This is a genomic window from Amycolatopsis sp. NPDC000009, assembly GCF_055563465.1.
The window spans coordinates 944,173-958,567 of the sequence record NZ_JBVHDI010000001.1; the positions used below are offsets into that span (position 1 = coordinate 944,173).

Below are 14,395 nucleotides of genomic sequence, written 5' to 3' on the forward strand. Positions count from 1 at the left end.
GCGGCCCCGGTCCGTTCGCGATCCCGGGTCACCCGGCGGGAACGCGAGCCCAGGGCATCCTTCCCGGCGCGGGAACGGCCTCGGTCGGGGTCTCGGACAGGAAGTCCCGCTCGAACGGGGCCAGGACGTCCTCCCCGATCGGCGTCTCCGCCAACGAGGGAACGGCGGGCGCGGGGAACACCGGCTCGGGCACCGGCAGCCGCCGGTCGAGTTCGGCGGTCCAGTGCATCATCGCCTTCGGCCGGTCCCAGCCCGCCGCGCCGATCAGCCTGCCGTCGCGGACGAAACCGGTGACCCCGTCGGAGAGTTCGATCGTGTCCCTGCCCAGCGACGGCATCCCCACGGTCTGCAACCGCGCGTCGTACAGGGACGACCAGGCGCGGGGGAGCGGAGTGTAGGGCCGCGCGTTGCCCCGGCCCAGCATCAGGCTTTCCGCCGCCGCGCGCCCGGATTCGACGCCGTTCATCCAGTGCTCGACCCGCCGCGGGGTCTCGTCGATCCGCAGGTTCGGCCATTTCGCGACGTCACCGGCGACCACGACGTCCTCCGCCCCGGTGGCGAACAGGGTCGCTTCGCACAGCACGCCGTCGTCGATGGTCAGCTGCGACCCGCGCAGCCAGTCCACGGCCGGCACGCTGCCGATCGAGAGCACCACGCAGCTGGCCACCAGGAACTGGTTGTTGGTCAGGTGCAGCCCCACCGTCTCCTTGGTGCTGATCCAGTTCCGCACCTCGGTGTTCATCGCCAGCTTGGCGCGATGGTGCTGATGCTCCTTGGTGAGCGCCGAAGCGATCCGCTCCCCGAAGCGGTGCAACGGCGCCTTCGCGTGCCCGATGAGCGTGACGTCCCGGCCCATGTACCGCATCGACGCGGCGAACTCGTTCCCGATCAGGCCGCTGCCGATCACCACGACGGACTTGTTGCTGTTCCCCAGTGCCCGCCGGACGGCCAGTGAATCCTCCACGGTGCGCAGCACACGGACCCGGGGGTCGTGGCGCGGCGACCCGGGAAGGTGGCGGGGGTAGACGCCGGTCGCGATGATCAACCCGTCGTACCAAAGGGATTCACCGCCGGGCAGGTGGACGGTGCGCTCCTTGCTGTCGAGCCAGGTCGCGCGGGTGCCGAGCCGCCAGTGGACGTCCAGGTCGACGTACGGCTCCAGGCTCGCGGCCACCGGTTTCACCCCGCCGGTGATGAGCTCCTTCGACACCATCGGCCGGTGGTACGGCTTTCGTGGCTCGTCGCCGACCAGCACGATCTCGCCGTCGAAACCGAGTTCCCGCAACCGTTCCGCCGAGCGGAGACCGGCGACGCCCGCGCCGACGATGACGATCCGATCTCCGTCACTCATCGTCGTACGCTCCTTCTCCCTTGACTCTGATGGCTTGTTTCGGGCAGAGCCGGGCGGCAGAGATGGCCTGGTCCAGCCCGTCCCGGTCGACCATCCGGCGGATGCGGAGCTTGCCGTCCGGTCCGATCTTGAACGTGGATGGCGCCTCCATCTCGCAAAAGCCGAAGATCTCGCACCGCTCGTTGTCGACGCTGACGCGGGTGCCGCGCCGGATGCTTCCGAAGATCATTTCTCGTTCTCCAAGTCGTCAGACCAGCTCTTCGACCAGGCCGAGCCGTTCCAGGTACCGGGTCGGCGTGAACCGCAGCGCGGTCAGCAGCACCACGGGGATCAGCAGCGTGATCCCGCCGAACCACAGCAGGCCGAGATGCCCGTTGGCCATGGCGCCGAAGAACGCGTGCAGCGCGGTGATCGCGACCGCCGGATAGGCGAGCCGGTGGATCCACAGAAAGCGCCGGTAGGAGCTGAACCGGCTGATCCCGCCGGTCAGCGCGACCGCGATCATCACCTCGAGCCCGACGACACCGAGTTCGTGCCGCGCCAGCGTGCCCGGCAGGAGCGGGATGGTGACCTGCGCCAGGGTGAAACCGTCGGGCAGGAACAGGAACGACATCGCGTGCACGACGCCGAACGACAACGTGAGGATGCCGAGCACCATATGCGAGTTGCGCAGTGCCTTCCGCCCGGTCAGCGACTTGATCCAGCCGGTCGCGGTGAACACGCCCCAGCACAGGGTGAGGCACATGAAACCGTACGAGATCCGGGCGGAGGTCTGCGCCATGCCCTTGATACCGGCATCGGTGTCCGATTTCTGGGTCAGCACGATCACCACCTCGGACCACTGGTCATACATTGATCTCTCCTGGGGCACTGGGAACCGGATCCGGTTCGGGGGCGGCCGCGCGGTCGCGGGCCCGGGTGTTCTTGCCGCGCAGCGTCCGGAGGGCGTAGAACAGCCCGCCGCCGAGCACCACCGTGAGCAGCAGGCCGAGGGCGAAGTCGCCGAAGCCGACGTCCATCGCGGCGTTGGCCGAATTCGACTGCGGCACCGGGGCTTCCGGCATCAGCGACTGATCGACGACGCCGGTGCTCTCCAGCAGGGCCATATGCCGCAGCACCGCCTGGTTGGCCGTCGTGGCGTAGTCACGGACGACGTCGTTGCGGGTACCGGCCCTGACCTGCGCGATGACGGGAAACAGGATCCCGTGCGCGTACCGGAGCCGGTTCGCGAAGATCCGGTCGAACTCGCTGTCGTCGCGAGCGGCCTTCATCTCGCCGAGCCATGCGGCCTGCTGATCCGAGGGCTCGGACGGCAGGGCGATGCCGAACCGGTCGGCGATGGCGTGCGTCGCGGTGTCGAGCCTGCCGTGGTCGATCATCAGCGTCCGGCCGACTTCGCGGGTCCGCTGGCTCTTCCCGCGTTCCTGCGCCCACATCCCGGCGGGCATTTCCCACAGCCCGGCCAGTTTGACGTTGACGATCAGGTTCTTGTCCGCGGCGGAGAGTTCTTGGGCGTGCGCCTCGCCGACCGGGCCGAACAGGCTCGCGATGGCCGCCGTCAGCAGGACGAGCAGCGGGCGGACGGGTCTGGGGAGGTCAGATGCCGAGGTCATCGGCCTGCCAGGTGTCCGCGGTGAGCAGCACTTTCGTGCCGTCCGGTTTGGCGGGGAACCACGCGCCGTCGGCGCCTTGCCCGCCGGTGTTGCCGGGCATCGCGTCGTTCACATTGCGATAGAGCGGCCAGCCCGCGAGCGTGACCTGCTCGGTGCCGTCGTCCCTGGTGACGGTGCCGACCAGGGCGCGGTCGATCCCGGTGACCACGAGGTCGCCGCCCGCCTTGGCGGGAATCCAGGTCCGCGCGCAGGTCTCCGTGCAATTCGACTTCGGTGGATCCACCGAGTCCTTGTCGTAGCGGTAAAGCGTGAAACCTCCTGTGTCGGTGACGATCGGTCCGAGGTCGAACAGGATCGCCGCCGTGACACCGGGGACCGGTTCGGCCGCGGGGTCGGGCATGCCGGGGATCTGCGCCGCTCCGGCGGCCGGAGCCGCGCCCGGAGAGCCGTTCGGTCCCGCGGTACCGGTGGTGCAGGCGGCGGTCAGCGCGACCGCGGCCAAGGTGAGGGTAAGAGGTGTGACCGAGCGTGACACGGGGTTCACGGAAATCCTCCTGTCGGGGCCAGAGGAGAACGCCATCACCGCGGGGAGATGGTGTGCAGGCAGGTTCAAGTCCACTATGGACAGTCATGATCCACAGTGGATTCGGCGGTGCGGGGGACAGCGCCGGGTCGGGGTCTTCGGTAGGGGATACGGTCACGAGCGGGAAACGGTTCAAAAAACTTTCCCGCGCCCGGAGAACCGGGCGGGAACGGTTTTGGTACTGGACTTATCGCCCCCGGGCCCACAAAGATGTGCCGCGTGGGACGCCACTCTCGGATACTGCAGCCAACGGTCGATCATGAACCCGCGTCGAACGGGCATGACGACCTCGTCAGGGCGTTGTACCAGGAGTTCGGATCCAGCCTGATGGCGTTCGTGCTGAAGTTGACCGGCCACGATCGCCAGTGGGCCGAGGACGTGGTCCAGGAGACGCTCATCAAGGCGTGGCGCAACGCCGGCAAACTCGACCGGCAGCCGGAAATGCTGCGCGCGTGGCTGTTCACCGTGGCCAGGCGCATCGTCATCGACGGCTGGCGGAGCCGGAGCGCCCGCCCTCAAGAGGTGGAGGAACTGGAGTCGGATTCGATCGGAGTGCCGGACGAATCGGAGAAGACGCTCGCGGCCATGATCGTTTACGAGGCCCTGCGCAATCTTTCCCCGGAACAACGCGAGGCCGTTCAGCAGACCTATCTTCGTGACCGCACCGTGAACGAGGTCGCGGCGACGCTCGGGGTCCCGCCGGGTACGGTGAAATCGCGGATTCACCACGCTGTGCGCGCGTTGCGCAGGGCGCTGCAGGAGCGGGGGTGAGCGAGGTGTCCGGAACCGTCCACACGGACATCGCCGCCTACGTGCTCGGCGTCCTCGGCGAGGAGGACCACGCCAGGTTCGAAGCGCATCTGCTGGAGTGCCCCGAGTGTCAGGTCGAGCTGGTGGAGATGTACCACCTGCCCGACATCCTCGACATGGTCAAGAAAAGCTGGCCGGATCCGCCCGTCAAGGGCCCGGGCCCGCGGGTGCTGCGGATGCTGCTCGCGGACGCGGCGAAGGCGGGCCGCCGCCGCAAGGTCGTCCGGCTCGCGACGGCCGCCGCCGTACTCGTGCTCGTCGTCGGCGGACCGCTCGCCGTCCTGTCGCTCACCGGCCGTGAACCGGTCGTGACGCAGGCCGCGCCCACCGTCGTCACGTCGGTGGTGCCGCCTCCGTCGTCGTCGCGGGAACGCGAGAACGGGCCGGACGGCGGCGCCGCCCCGTTCGGCTGGTCCGAGGCGGGCAACGCGGTCGCCGCGGAGGTCACGGTGCAGGAGAAGGAGTGGGGCAGCGCCGTCGAGCTCGAACTGCGTGGTCTCGTCGGGCCGATGATCTGCCAGCTTTTCGCCTACTCCCACGGCGGAGAGACGTACGTCGTCAACAACTGGAGCGTGCCTGCCAAGGGGTACGGCGTGCCCGGATCCCCGGCTCCGCTCGTCATCACCGGTTCGACGGCGTTGCGGAAGGCCGACATCGAACGGTTCGAGGTGCGCAAGCGGGACGGCACCGTACTGGCCGTCGTGCGCCGGTAGTCTTATAACGGAAAGATAACGGCCGGATCGCGTTTTGAACCGATCCCCGGCTGGAGCCGTATTCCCCAGTAGCCGGATCTGGACCGGCGGGCGAACAGAAGGGTTCGTCGCGAATTCGGTGAATTCCCGTATTCGACAAATGCGTGGCTCATGCCCGGGTGCGAGTGTTCGGCGTGTCCGGAAACGAATGAGGTGAGCAGCTAATGGCACGAAATCAAGGGCGCCATCGGATCGCCCGCAGTACCAAGATCGCGACCGCGGCGCTGGGCCTGTCGATCGCGGTCGGGGCTCTGGTGGTGTCCACCACGACCGGCGACCCCGAACGCGCCGCCGCGGACGAGGTGGACAAGTCGCAGTTCGTCGACATCACCAAGGTCCGGCCGAACGTCGACGAGCCGGAGCCGGGCCGGAACGCCTCCACCGGTTCGTTCACCGTCGACTGCGGCCGGAACGAGAACGGGCATTTCAATCCCGACAACTTCATCGCCCAGCCGGGTGTGCGCAACGGTGCCCAGCACCTGCACGACTACGTCGGAAACCTTTCCACGAACGCGGATTCGGACAACGACAGCCTGCTCGGCGCCGGCACCACCTGCCGCAACGGCGACGAGTCGACGTACTTCTGGCCGGTGGTGCGGATCGACACCGGAGAGGAAGCCGCTGAGCAACAGCGGCAGGGTGGCCGGGACCGGAACCGCGACGGTGACCGGAACCGGCAGCGGAACCAGGACGAGCAGGAACAGGCTCAACTGGAAGAACCGAACGCGGACAACGAACTCGCCGGCAACGACGGGGAGATCCAGCGTCCCGCGGTCGTCGACATCACCTTCAAGGGCAATGCCCGCGAGAAGGTGAAGGAGATGCCGAAGTTCCTCCGTATCCTTTACGGTGACGCGAAAGTCAGCACCAACGGGCCCGCCAACGCGCGGGAGAGCTGGACCTGCACCGGCTTCGAGAACAGGCTCATCAAGCAGTACCCGATCTGCCCCGAGGGCAGCGACGTCAAACGGGTGCACACGTTCCCGAGCTGTCTCGACGGCGACAACATCGACAGCGAAAACCACCGGGACCACATCAAGTACCCGGACGAGAACGGCGAATGCGCGAACGGCCTGACCGCCGTTCCGGAGCTCACCATCTCGCTGACCTACGACATTCCACGGCGGATCCAGGTCAACGGTCAGTACAAAGTGGACTCGTTCCCCGAAGAGGACCACAACCCCTTCTCCGACCACGACGATTTCGCGAACGTGATGCCGGACCGGATCATGGACCGTCTCGTCGACTGCGTCAACGAAGGCCGTCAGTGCCGCGAATGACGCCCTGAAACGGAAGCAGGAACCGGCGAAGAGAAAGGATGATACTCCGGCCCGGCGGGTCCCCCCTACACCTCACCCACCCGCCGGGCCGGCCCTACCCGGAAACCGATCGACACAACTGAAGAACGCTTCGCAAGCATTCACCCGTCCTGTCGGCGGCTTCCCCGGGAGGCCCGCCGGCAGGACGCTTTTCGGTAGGTTGGCGGCATGGGTGAGCAGAAGGACCGCATGCTGCGCGGCGAGCTGTACCGGGACAACGACCCCGAGCTGGTGGCGGACCGCAGGCGCGCGCAAGCACTCGTCGACCGGTTCAACGGCACGGGCGCCGAGGAGGCCGGTGAGCGGGACACGATTCTGCGCGAACTGCTGGGAAAGCTCGGCGAGGGCTCCTGGATCATGCCGCGGTTCCAGTGCGACTACGGCAATCTGATCGAGATCGGCGCCAACAGTTTCCTCAACTACGACGCCATCCTGCTCGACTGCGCGCCGATCAGGATCGGCTCGGACTGTTCGATCGGCCCGCGCTGCCAGCTGCTGACCGCGCTGCATCCCATGGAGGATCACGAACTGCGACGGCAGCGCTGGGAGTCGGCCGCGCCGATCACCATCGGGGACAACGTCTGGTTCGGCGGTGGCGTCATCGTGTGCGCCGGCGTGACGATCGGGGACGACGTGGTGGTGGGGGCGGGCAGCGTCGTCACGCGTGACCTGCCGTCGAAGGTGTTCGCCGCGGGCAACCCGGCCCGCGTCGTCCGAGAGCTTTAGCGGTCCACCGGCGTGATCCTGGTGCGCCTGCTGTGCTCGAACACCATCGAAGTGCGCACGTCGGCCACCTCGGGGCGTTCGGTCAGCTTGTCGATCACGAAGGCGTAGAGGCTGTCGTTGTCGGGCACCGCCACATGCAGGATGAAGTCCTCGGTCCCGGTGGTCACGTAGAGCCCGACGAGGTCGGGCAGCGTGTTGACCCAGTTCCGGAAGCCTTCGATGTTGCGCCGCGAGGGCGGGCGCACCCGCACCGCGATGAGCGCCTGCACCCCGCGGCCGATCGACGGCAGATCCACGTCCAGCAGCGCCCCGCGGATCACGCCGCGTTCCCGCAGCCCGCGGGTGCGGTCCAGCGCGGTGGTCGGCGAAACGCCCACCGCGGCGGCCACTTCGCGGTTGGTCTTCCGTGCGTCCGACTGCAGTTGCGCCAGGATCGCCTTATCAAGTTCGTCCAGTCGCGCCATCTCGGCCCTCTCGCCGTATTAAGTACGAACGTGGTGGACTGTACTCGTATGTCGTCTTAGCTTGGCCTTGTTCATCCGTTGAAGTGAGCAGGAGATCAGCTGAATGTCCGAGTACGGTACGGCCATCGGATTCGCCCCCGACGAGATCGACCTCGCCGCGTCCACCCGGCAGGCCCGGTTGAAATGGGTCATCGTGGTCAACCGCGAGCTGCCGCCGGGCCGGGCGGCGAACGCGGCCGTCTGCACCGCCGTCGCCACGGCGAAGTCGGTGACCGGGCTCCTGGGGGACGAAGCGGTCGACGCGAACGGCGAGCACTACTCGGGTCTGCCGTGGACCGGTTGCTCGGTGCTGGCGGCCGACGCCGCGCAACTCCGGGCCATCCGGACCAAGGCCGCGGCCTCGCCGGGCTGCCACGTCGCCGACATGCCCGCGATCGCCCAGCAGACCCGCGTCTACGCCGATTTCCTCGCGACGATGAAGGAGATCCCGACCGAAGAGTTGGACTTCTGCGCGATCGGCATCGTCGGCCCGCGCAACCGGATCGACAAGCTCGTCGGCAAGTTGCCGCTGATGCCGTGATTGGGCGGACGACACGCGTGATTGGACGGACGACTCGGTGTGGAACCCGGCCGCGGTCGTGTCGTCCGTCCAATCACGTATGTCGTCCGCCGGATCACGCGTGTCGTCCGATCGGTCACGAGACCCGGCCCACCCGGGTCCGGCGCCGCCCCGGCGACACCACCTCCAGAACCCACGGCTGTCCCGCGGCCGGCCGAAGACTCAGCTTTCGAGCAGAGCCCGCAGCGCTTCGGTGAACTGGGCGGGGTTCCGCTGCGGCGCCAGATGCGCGCCCGGCACCTCCGTGAACGGCAGCCCCAGTTCGAGCGCGAGGATCTTCGCGGGCTGGTAGTGGTAGTGCCCTCGGCTGCCGACGCCCGCGACGGGGACGATCTCGGTCCTGCTCCGCCGTAGTGCCCGCAGATCGGGAAGGTAGTCGAGGATCTCGGCCAGCTCGCGGCCGAACAGCCGTTTCCAGTCGTCCTCGTTCGGCAGCCGGATCGCGCGCAGCTCGGGCAGCGCGGCGCCGGCGATCCCGTCGGTGAACCGTTTGAACGCCCCCATCAGGTCACCCGCCTGCGCGAGCCGGACCTGGGCGTTGGCCTCGTCGAGCCAGCCGAGCGCGTCCGGCAGCAGCTGGATGGCGGGCGGTTCGTGGGCGACCAGCACCGTCGCCGCGTCCGGGTAGCGGGCGACGAGGTCGAGGCCGATCATGGCGCCCGCGCTGGTCCCGAACACGTTCGCGGGGCCGCCTCCGACGTGCTGGAGCACCGCGTGGGCGTCGTCGGCCTGCTTCGGCACGCTGACCGGGCCGGTGCTGGTGTCCGTGCTGCGGAAGTGACCGCGCCGGTCGTAGGTGACGACGGTGTAGTCGTCCGCGAGCAGCTTCGTCATCGCCCGGAAGGTGTCCGCCGAGCCCAGCCCGCCCGCGATCAGGAGCAGAAGCGGCCCTTCACCGGCACTGCGGACGTACAGCTCACCGTCCTCGACCGGACAACGACTCTCCGAGATCATGGCCGAAGTCAAGCACAGCGGGCCCGGCCCCTCACTCCGAGGCCAGCCGCCGCAGGATGCCGGTGGCGTCGGCGACGATCGTCTCGATCAGGTCGCCGACCGCGGGCAGGTCGCCGAGCAAGCCGACGACCTGCCCGGACGCCAGCACCCCGGCGCTCCGGTCGCCCTCGACGAGCCCGGCGCGCAACAGCATCGGCGTGTTGGCGGCCATCAGGACCTGCGACCAGGTCCGGTCGCCGCCGCGTTTCATCCGCAGTCCTTCGGTGGCCAGCGAGCGCCACGACAGGCCGGTCAGCTTGCGGAACTTCGCCGCGTTGCGGGCGGAGCGGGCGAGGCCGCGCACCGGACCGGCGGACTCGAGCGCGTCGACCAGTTCCGTGCGGAGTACGCGATGCGGCATCCCGTCCACCTTCCGGGTGACGACGGTGCCGTTGAGGTCACGGGCGAGGTAGGCCTGCTTGATCTCGTCGGGGACGGTGCTTTCCCTCGTCAGGAGGAACCGGGTGCCCATGGCGACGCCGGCCGCCCCGTAGGCGAGCGCGGCCGCCAGGCCCCGGCCGTCGAAGAAGCCGCCGGCGGCGACCACCGGGATGTCGACCGCGTCCAGCACCGAAGGCAGCAGCAGGGTCGTCGCGACCCCGCCGGTGTGCCCGCCGCCCTCGCCGCCCTGCACGATGACGGCGTCGGCGCCCCAGCCCGCGACCTTCTCCGCGTGCCTGGCCGCGCCGACCGAAGGCACGACGAGGACGCCGTTGTCCTTGAGCCGCGCGATCATGTCCTTCTTCGGCGCGAGCGCGAAGGACGCGACGCGGACCTCCTCGGTGATGAGCAGCTCGACCCGGCGCGTGGCGTCGTCGGCGTCCGCGCGGAGGTTGACCCCGAACGGCTGGGACGTGCGGCTCTTGACCTCCTTGATCGCCGCCGCCAGCTCGTCGTAGGACATCGTCGCGGACGCGAGGATGCCGAGGCCGCCTGCTTCGGCCGTCGCGGACACCAGCCGCGGACCGGCGACCCAGCCCATCCCGGTCTGCACGATCGGATGCCGGATCCCGGCCAGTTCGGTCAGCGCGGTCTTCACGACGGGACTTCCTTGTCCCGCAGGGACTTCGGATCCAGGCTGGTGCGGATCAGGAGCAGTTCGGTCTCGGTCGGCAGCCGGGATTCGGTGACGCCGTCGGTGATCAGCGGGAACGACGTCGCCTCGACGACCTCGTCCACGGAAACCCCCGGATGCACGGAAAGCAGCCTCGGCGCGTGGTCTTCACCGCCGAAGTCGAGCACCCCCAGGTTGGTGACGACGCGATGGATGTCGTGATATCGCAGCCCCGCCTCGCGTGCCCTGGCGTAGCCGACACCGGACACGACGTCGACCTTGTCGACGAAGACCCGCTTGCCGTGCCTGGGGACCCAGTAACTCGTGCGGTGGTTGGCCGTGTTGCCCGGCCCGCCCCGGACGCCGAGAAGTTGTTTCCTGGGCCGGGAATGGTCGCCGATCGCCGAGATGTTCTGGTTGCCCTCGCCGTCGATCTGGTTGGCACCCATCACCACATGCCGTTTTCCGCGCGGTACCACGGTGTCGAGGACCTTGCGGAACGGTTGCCAGCCTTCGACGACGGCGTCCGGGGTCATCAGATAAGCCTCGCCGTCGGACAGCAGGATGTCCGGCTCGAACGTCAGCCTGGCGAGCCTGGCACCCAGCGACGGGATGAAACCCATGGGGCTCACCACGATCTCGCCGTCCCCGCGGAACAATTCGGCGCAGGCCACGACGGCCACTTCGGCACGGCTGATGTCACTCACGCGGACTCCCCGAATTCGGCGACGGCATTCTGGTAGTGCGCTTCGTCGCCGGACAGGAACCTGTCGACGAATTTCGGCCACGCGTCGAGATCCTTGGCCGCTTCGGCGTAATGACGCTGGAAACGCTCATCGCGCCCGTAGTCCGGGACGGCGGTGGTGAAATGCGCGCCGTTCGGCGTCTCGGCCACCCCGGTGACGAGCATCCGGCTCAGCAGCAGGCTCTGCACCGGGCCCGCTTCGGTGAGCTCGGCCGTCTCGACGATCTTTTCCGTTGATACGTAACACTTGCCGGCGGCGAGCGCGAACAGCTCGTCGAAGTACGGATCGGGTCCGAGGTACTGCGCGTTGCCCCGGGCGTCGGCGCGGTTGAGGTGGACGAAGGCGGCGTCGAGCTTGAGCGCGGGCACGGCGAGCAGCTCCTCGGCGTCGTCGTACGGCGAGCGGACGGTGCGCAGCGACGGGTTCAGGTCCAGCACACCGGAGCCGAGGCCCGCCCGGGTCGGCAGGAAGGGAAGCCGTTGCGCGGCAGCGGAAAGGCCGGTGCCGAACACGCCTTCGTCGTATTCCGTGACGGTGATCGACCCGGCTTCCCGCGCCCGTGAGAACCACGGGTCGTAGGGGATCGAGTCCAGGGTGACGAAGCCGAAGACGAGATGCTTGATCTTGTCCGCCGACGCCAGCAGCCCGACGTCCGGACCGCCGTAGGAGACCACGGTGAGGTCCTTGACCGGAGAACGCAGGATCGCGCGCACGAGCGCCATCGGCTTGCGCCGCGAGCCCCAGCCGCCGATCCCGATCGTCATGCCGTCCTTCAGCTCGGCGGCGATCTCGTCCGGCGTCATCCGCTTGTCGGCCATCACTTCCCCTTACCGTCCAAGAACTCCTGGCGCGCGCCGTCCGAAACGCCTGCCAGGTTCAGTTCGAAGGTGAATCCCTGCTCGAAGCGGTAACTGCGGTGCACGGGCTGGACGTCGATACCGTTGATGGCCTGTTTCGCGGCGCGGATCACGCGGGTGTCCTTCGCCGCGATCTGCCGCGCGACGCCGAGCGCGGTCTCGTCGAGTTCCTCTCGCGGGACGACGGCGTAGACCGAACCGTGGTGGTGCAACTGGGCCGCGGTGATCGTCGAAGCCGTGTAGTACAGGGCCCGCATCAGATGCTGGGGGACCAGCCGCGCGAGATGCGTCGCCGCGCCCAAGGCGCCGCGATCGACCTCCGGGAGCCCGAAGGTGGCGTCTTCACTGGCGACCACGACGTCCGCGTTGCCGACGAGGCCGACCCCGCCGCCGAGGCAGAAGCCCTGCACCGCGGCGATCACCGGGACCGCGCAGTCGTACACCGCGGAGAACGCAGCCGCGCAACCCTCGTTCGCGCCGATCAGCGCGCCATACCCCGGGTCACGCTGGATCTCCTTGATGTCGACCCCGGCGTTGAACCCGCGGCCCTCCGCGCGCAGCACCACCACGTGGGTCGCCGGATCGCGTCCGGCGTCGGTGACGGCGGACGCGAGGGCGAACCATCCCTTCACGCTCAGCGCGTTCACCGGGGGCGCGTCGACCGTGACCACGGCGACGCCGGGCTCCGGTGAGTGGGTGGAAACGGTCATCGGGCACCCTTCTCCGCTACCAAACCTAGCACTTGCTTGGTACGTTAGCAGGACGTCCGGTCCGGGTACAGCGACGTGAAGGAGGCCCGGCATGGCACTCGAACTCCGGCTCGACGGCGCCGTGGTGCTGGTGACCGGTGGGGTCCGCGGCGTCGGCGCCGGTGTCACCAGGACCTTCCTGCGCGCCGGGGCCGAGGTCGTCACCTGCGCGCGCACCGAACCCGAGCGGCCCGTCTGCGCCGGGGACGGCGCGTCGACGTTCATCTCCTGCGACGTCCGCGACCCGAAAGAGGTCGACGCGCTCGTCGAAGAGGTCGTCCGGCGGCACGGCAGGCTCGACGTCGTGGTCAACAACGCGGGCGGCGCGCCGTACGCCGAGGCGGCGAACGCGTCGCCGCGGTTCCACGAGAAGATCGTCGCGCTGAACCTGCTGGCGCCCTTGACCGTCGCCCGCGCGGCGAACGCGATCATGCAGCGCCAGGAAAGCGGCGGCGTGATCGTGAACATCAGCAGCGTCAGCGCGACGAGACCGTCGCCGGGCACGGCGTCCTACGGCGCGGCGAAAGCGGGTCTCGACAACCTGACCGCGTCACTCGCCGTCGAGTGGGCGCCGAAGGTACGGGTCAACGGGCTCGACGTCGGCATGGTGCGGACGGAGCACTCGCATCTGCACTACGGCGACGAGGCAGGCATCGAGGCGGTGGGCGCGACCGTCCCGTTAGGACGGTTGGCCGATCCGGACGAGATCGGTTCCTGCGCGGTGTTCCTGGCCTCCCCGCTGGCTTCCTACGTCAGCGGCGCCTGCCTGACCGTGCACGGCGGAGGAGAGGTTCCTGCCTTCCTCGCCGCTTCCAATTCCCTGGTGAAAGAACGAAAGGAGCCGGTGTGAGCGGGATCGCCGACGGCCGGATCGTGGTGGTGACCGGAGCCGGTCGCGGTATCGGGCGGGCGCACGCGCTCGCGTTCGCCGCCGAGGGCGCGCGGGTGGTGGTGAACGACCTCGGCGCCGGGATCGACGGCAGCGGCGGGTCGGCGGGGCCCGCGCAGGACGTCGTCGACGAGATCGAGGCGCTCGGCGGCAAGGCGGTCGCGAACACCGACGACGTCGCCTCGTGGGACGGCGCCGCGGCACTGGTGCGGACGGCCGTCGAAACCTTCGGTGGCTTGGACGTCCTGGTCAACAACGCGGGTTTCCTGCGCGACCGGATGCTGGTCAACCTCGGCGAGGACGAGTGGGACGCGGTCATCCGTGTCCACCTGAAGGGGCATTTCGCGCCGACGCGGCATGCCGCCGAATACTGGCGAGCCGAGGCGAAAGCGGGCCGGACGCGGGCCGCGCGGGTGATCAACACCAGCTCGGGTGCGGGTCTGCTCGGCAGCGTCGGGCAGGGGAACTACGCGGCCGCGAAATCCGGGATCCTGGGGCTCACGCTGGTCGCCGCCACCGAATTCGCGCGCTACGGCGTCACCGTGAACGCGATCGCCCCGGCCGCCCGCACCCGGATGACCGAAGTGGCCTTCGCCGACGACATGGCCGCGCCGGAGGACGGATTCGATGCCATGGCCCCGGAAAACGTGTCGCCGCTGGTGGTGTGGCTCGGCAGCGAGGAGTCGTCCGGCGTGACCGGCAGGGTGTTCGAGGTCGACGGCGGCCGCGTCTCGATCGCGCAGGGCTGGCGGCACGGTGCGGTGCGGGACAAGGGTTCCCGGTGGTCACCCGCCGAACTCGGGCCGGTGGTGGCGGAGTTGCTGGCGGAGGCTCCCGTGCCTGAACCCGTATACGGGGCTTAGTCTTCTC

Annotated in this window: 18 protein-coding genes; 7 read left to right on the plus strand and 11 right to left on the minus strand. The window is 68.8% G+C overall.

Translation table 11 applies throughout. From position 1 onward, the window contains the following. Nucleotides 1-28: 28 nt before the first annotated feature. The 5 genes from ACZ3HL_RS04730 to ACZ3HL_RS04750 are packed head-to-tail and all read right to left on the minus strand — an operon-like array spanning nt 29 to nt 3,508. Nucleotides 29-1,351, minus strand: a complete 1,323-nt coding sequence (locus ACZ3HL_RS04730) for an NAD(P)/FAD-dependent oxidoreductase (RefSeq protein ID WP_465528808.1) — start codon at nt 1,349-1,351, stop codon at nt 29-31. Continuing rightward, nucleotides 1,344-1,580, minus strand: a complete 237-nt coding sequence (locus ACZ3HL_RS04735) for a ferredoxin (RefSeq protein ID WP_007033644.1) — start codon at nt 1,578-1,580, stop codon at nt 1,344-1,346. The genes ACZ3HL_RS04730 and ACZ3HL_RS04735 overlap by 8 nt, the downstream gene beginning before the upstream one ends. Nucleotides 1,581-1,598: 18 nt before the next feature. Then, entirely contained in the window at nt 1,599-2,204 is a 606-nt protein-coding gene (locus tag ACZ3HL_RS04740; protein WP_465412124.1) for a ferric reductase-like transmembrane domain-containing protein, read from the minus strand. Next, entirely contained in the window at nt 2,197-2,964 is a 768-nt protein-coding gene (locus ACZ3HL_RS04745) for a DUF4142 domain-containing protein (protein WP_465412125.1), read from the minus strand. Before ACZ3HL_RS04745 ends, ACZ3HL_RS04740 begins: the two co-directional genes overlap by 8 nt. Then, nucleotides 2,948-3,508, minus strand: a complete 561-nt coding sequence (locus tag ACZ3HL_RS04750; RefSeq protein ID WP_465528810.1) for a hypothetical protein — start codon at nt 3,506-3,508, stop codon at nt 2,948-2,950. Before ACZ3HL_RS04750 ends, ACZ3HL_RS04745 begins: the two co-directional genes overlap by 17 nt. A gap of 258 nt (nt 3,509-3,766) precedes the next feature. Between ACZ3HL_RS04750 and ACZ3HL_RS04755 the strand changes: the two genes are divergently transcribed. From ACZ3HL_RS04755 to ACZ3HL_RS04770, 4 genes are all read left to right on the plus strand, one after another. After that, nucleotides 3,767-4,318 (plus strand): sigma-70 family RNA polymerase sigma factor, encoded by a 552-nt coding sequence (locus ACZ3HL_RS04755; RefSeq protein ID WP_465412127.1) that lies wholly within the window; start codon nt 3,767-3,769, stop codon nt 4,316-4,318. Then, nucleotides 4,315-5,070, plus strand: a complete 756-nt coding sequence (locus tag ACZ3HL_RS04760; protein ID WP_465412128.1) for an anti-sigma factor family protein — start codon at nt 4,315-4,317, stop codon at nt 5,068-5,070. Before ACZ3HL_RS04755 ends, ACZ3HL_RS04760 begins: the two co-directional genes overlap by 4 nt. Before the next feature lie 203 nt (nt 5,071-5,273). Continuing rightward, nucleotides 5,274-6,389, plus strand: a complete 1,116-nt coding sequence (locus ACZ3HL_RS04765; RefSeq protein WP_465528812.1) for a DUF1996 domain-containing protein — start codon at nt 5,274-5,276, stop codon at nt 6,387-6,389. A 207-nt stretch (nt 6,390-6,596) separates the two neighbouring features. Continuing rightward, nucleotides 6,597-7,154, plus strand: coding sequence for a sugar O-acetyltransferase (locus ACZ3HL_RS04770; protein WP_465528814.1), 558 nt, complete (start codon nt 6,597-6,599; stop codon nt 7,152-7,154). Here the strand turns inward: ACZ3HL_RS04770 and ACZ3HL_RS04775 are convergent. Next, entirely contained in the window at nt 7,151-7,618 is a 468-nt protein-coding gene (locus ACZ3HL_RS04775) for an Lrp/AsnC family transcriptional regulator (protein WP_465528816.1), read from the minus strand. The genes ACZ3HL_RS04770 and ACZ3HL_RS04775 overlap by 4 nt on opposite strands. 103 nt (nt 7,619-7,721) lie before the next feature. Between ACZ3HL_RS04775 and ACZ3HL_RS04780 the strand changes: the two genes are divergently transcribed. Beyond that, on the plus strand, nt 7,722-8,198 hold the full coding sequence (locus tag ACZ3HL_RS04780) for a DUF2000 domain-containing protein (protein ID WP_465528818.1): 477 nt from the start codon (nt 7,722-7,724) through the stop codon (nt 8,196-8,198). Nucleotides 8,199-8,399: 201 nt separating this feature from the next. Here ACZ3HL_RS04780 and ACZ3HL_RS04785 read toward each other — a convergent pair whose 3' ends face one another. From ACZ3HL_RS04785 to ACZ3HL_RS04805, 5 genes are read right to left on the minus strand one after another with little or no spacing between them, the layout of a single operon-like run. Then, nucleotides 8,400-9,191 (minus strand): alpha/beta fold hydrolase, encoded by a 792-nt coding sequence (locus ACZ3HL_RS04785; RefSeq protein ID WP_465528820.1) that lies wholly within the window; start codon nt 9,189-9,191, stop codon nt 8,400-8,402. Nucleotides 9,192-9,222: 31 nt separating this feature from the next. Beyond that, nucleotides 9,223-10,269 (minus strand): NAD(P)H-dependent flavin oxidoreductase, encoded by a 1,047-nt coding sequence (locus ACZ3HL_RS04790; protein WP_465528822.1) that lies wholly within the window; start codon nt 10,267-10,269, stop codon nt 9,223-9,225. Continuing rightward, nucleotides 10,266-10,991, minus strand: coding sequence for a CoA-transferase subunit beta (locus ACZ3HL_RS04795; RefSeq protein ID WP_465528824.1), 726 nt, complete (start codon nt 10,989-10,991; stop codon nt 10,266-10,268). The genes ACZ3HL_RS04790 and ACZ3HL_RS04795 overlap by 4 nt, the downstream gene beginning before the upstream one ends. Further along, the gene (locus tag ACZ3HL_RS04800) at nt 10,988-11,848 is read right to left on the minus strand and encodes a CoA transferase subunit A (RefSeq protein ID WP_465528826.1); all 861 of its coding nucleotides are present in this window, start codon (nt 11,846-11,848) and stop codon (nt 10,988-10,990) included. Before ACZ3HL_RS04800 ends, ACZ3HL_RS04795 begins: the two co-directional genes overlap by 4 nt. Further along, nucleotides 11,848-12,597, minus strand: coding sequence for an enoyl-CoA hydratase family protein (locus ACZ3HL_RS04805; RefSeq protein ID WP_465412136.1), 750 nt, complete (start codon nt 12,595-12,597; stop codon nt 11,848-11,850). The genes ACZ3HL_RS04800 and ACZ3HL_RS04805 overlap by 1 nt, the downstream gene beginning before the upstream one ends. A gap of 91 nt (nt 12,598-12,688) precedes the next feature. Here ACZ3HL_RS04805 and ACZ3HL_RS04810 point away from each other — a divergent pair, with 91 nt between their 5' ends. Both ACZ3HL_RS04810 and ACZ3HL_RS04815 read left to right on the plus strand, forming a co-directional pair. Next, a complete protein-coding gene (locus tag ACZ3HL_RS04810) occupies nt 12,689-13,486 on the plus strand; it encodes an SDR family oxidoreductase (protein ID WP_465412137.1) in 798 nt (265 codons plus the stop codon). Next, nucleotides 13,483-14,388: an SDR family oxidoreductase gene (locus ACZ3HL_RS04815; protein WP_465528828.1), complete on the plus strand. Its 906-nt coding sequence runs from the start codon at nt 13,483-13,485 to the stop codon at nt 14,386-14,388. The genes ACZ3HL_RS04810 and ACZ3HL_RS04815 overlap by 4 nt, the downstream gene beginning before the upstream one ends. Nucleotides 14,389-14,395 lie beyond the last annotated feature (7 nt).

Bases quoted from the DNA above. Each gene is read 5' to 3' on its own strand.
- ACZ3HL_RS04770 (WP_465528814.1), top strand. From the start codon at position 6,597: ATGGGTGAGCAGAAGGACCGCATGCTGCGCGGCGAGCTGTACCGGGAC.
- ACZ3HL_RS04775 (WP_465528816.1), bottom strand. From the start codon at position 7,618: ATGGCGCGACTGGACGAACTTGATAAGGCGATCCTGGCGCAACTGCAG.
- ACZ3HL_RS04785 (WP_465528820.1), bottom strand. From the start codon at position 9,191: ATGATCTCGGAGAGTCGTTGTCCGGTCGAGGACGGTGAGCTGTACGTC.
- ACZ3HL_RS04780 (WP_465528818.1), top strand. From the start codon at position 7,722: ATGTCCGAGTACGGTACGGCCATCGGATTCGCCCCCGACGAGATCGAC.
- ACZ3HL_RS04810 (WP_465412137.1), top strand. From the start codon at position 12,689: ATGGCACTCGAACTCCGGCTCGACGGCGCCGTGGTGCTGGTGACCGGT.
- ACZ3HL_RS04740 (WP_465412124.1), bottom strand. From the start codon at position 2,204: ATGTATGACCAGTGGTCCGAGGTGGTGATCGTGCTGACCCAGAAATCG.
- ACZ3HL_RS04805 (WP_465412136.1), bottom strand. From the start codon at position 12,597: ATGACCGTTTCCACCCACTCACCGGAGCCCGGCGTCGCCGTGGTCACG.
- ACZ3HL_RS04745 (WP_465412125.1), bottom strand. From the start codon at position 2,964: ATGACCTCGGCATCTGACCTCCCCAGACCCGTCCGCCCGCTGCTCGTC.
- ACZ3HL_RS04735 (WP_007033644.1), bottom strand. From the start codon at position 1,580: ATGATCTTCGGAAGCATCCGGCGCGGCACCCGCGTCAGCGTCGACAAC.
- ACZ3HL_RS04800 (WP_465528826.1), bottom strand. From the start codon at position 11,848: ATGGCCGACAAGCGGATGACGCCGGACGAGATCGCCGCCGAGCTGAAG.
- ACZ3HL_RS04730 (WP_465528808.1), bottom strand. From the start codon at position 1,351: ATGAGTGACGGAGATCGGATCGTCATCGTCGGCGCGGGCGTCGCCGGT.
- ACZ3HL_RS04765 (WP_465528812.1), top strand. From the start codon at position 5,274: ATGGCACGAAATCAAGGGCGCCATCGGATCGCCCGCAGTACCAAGATC.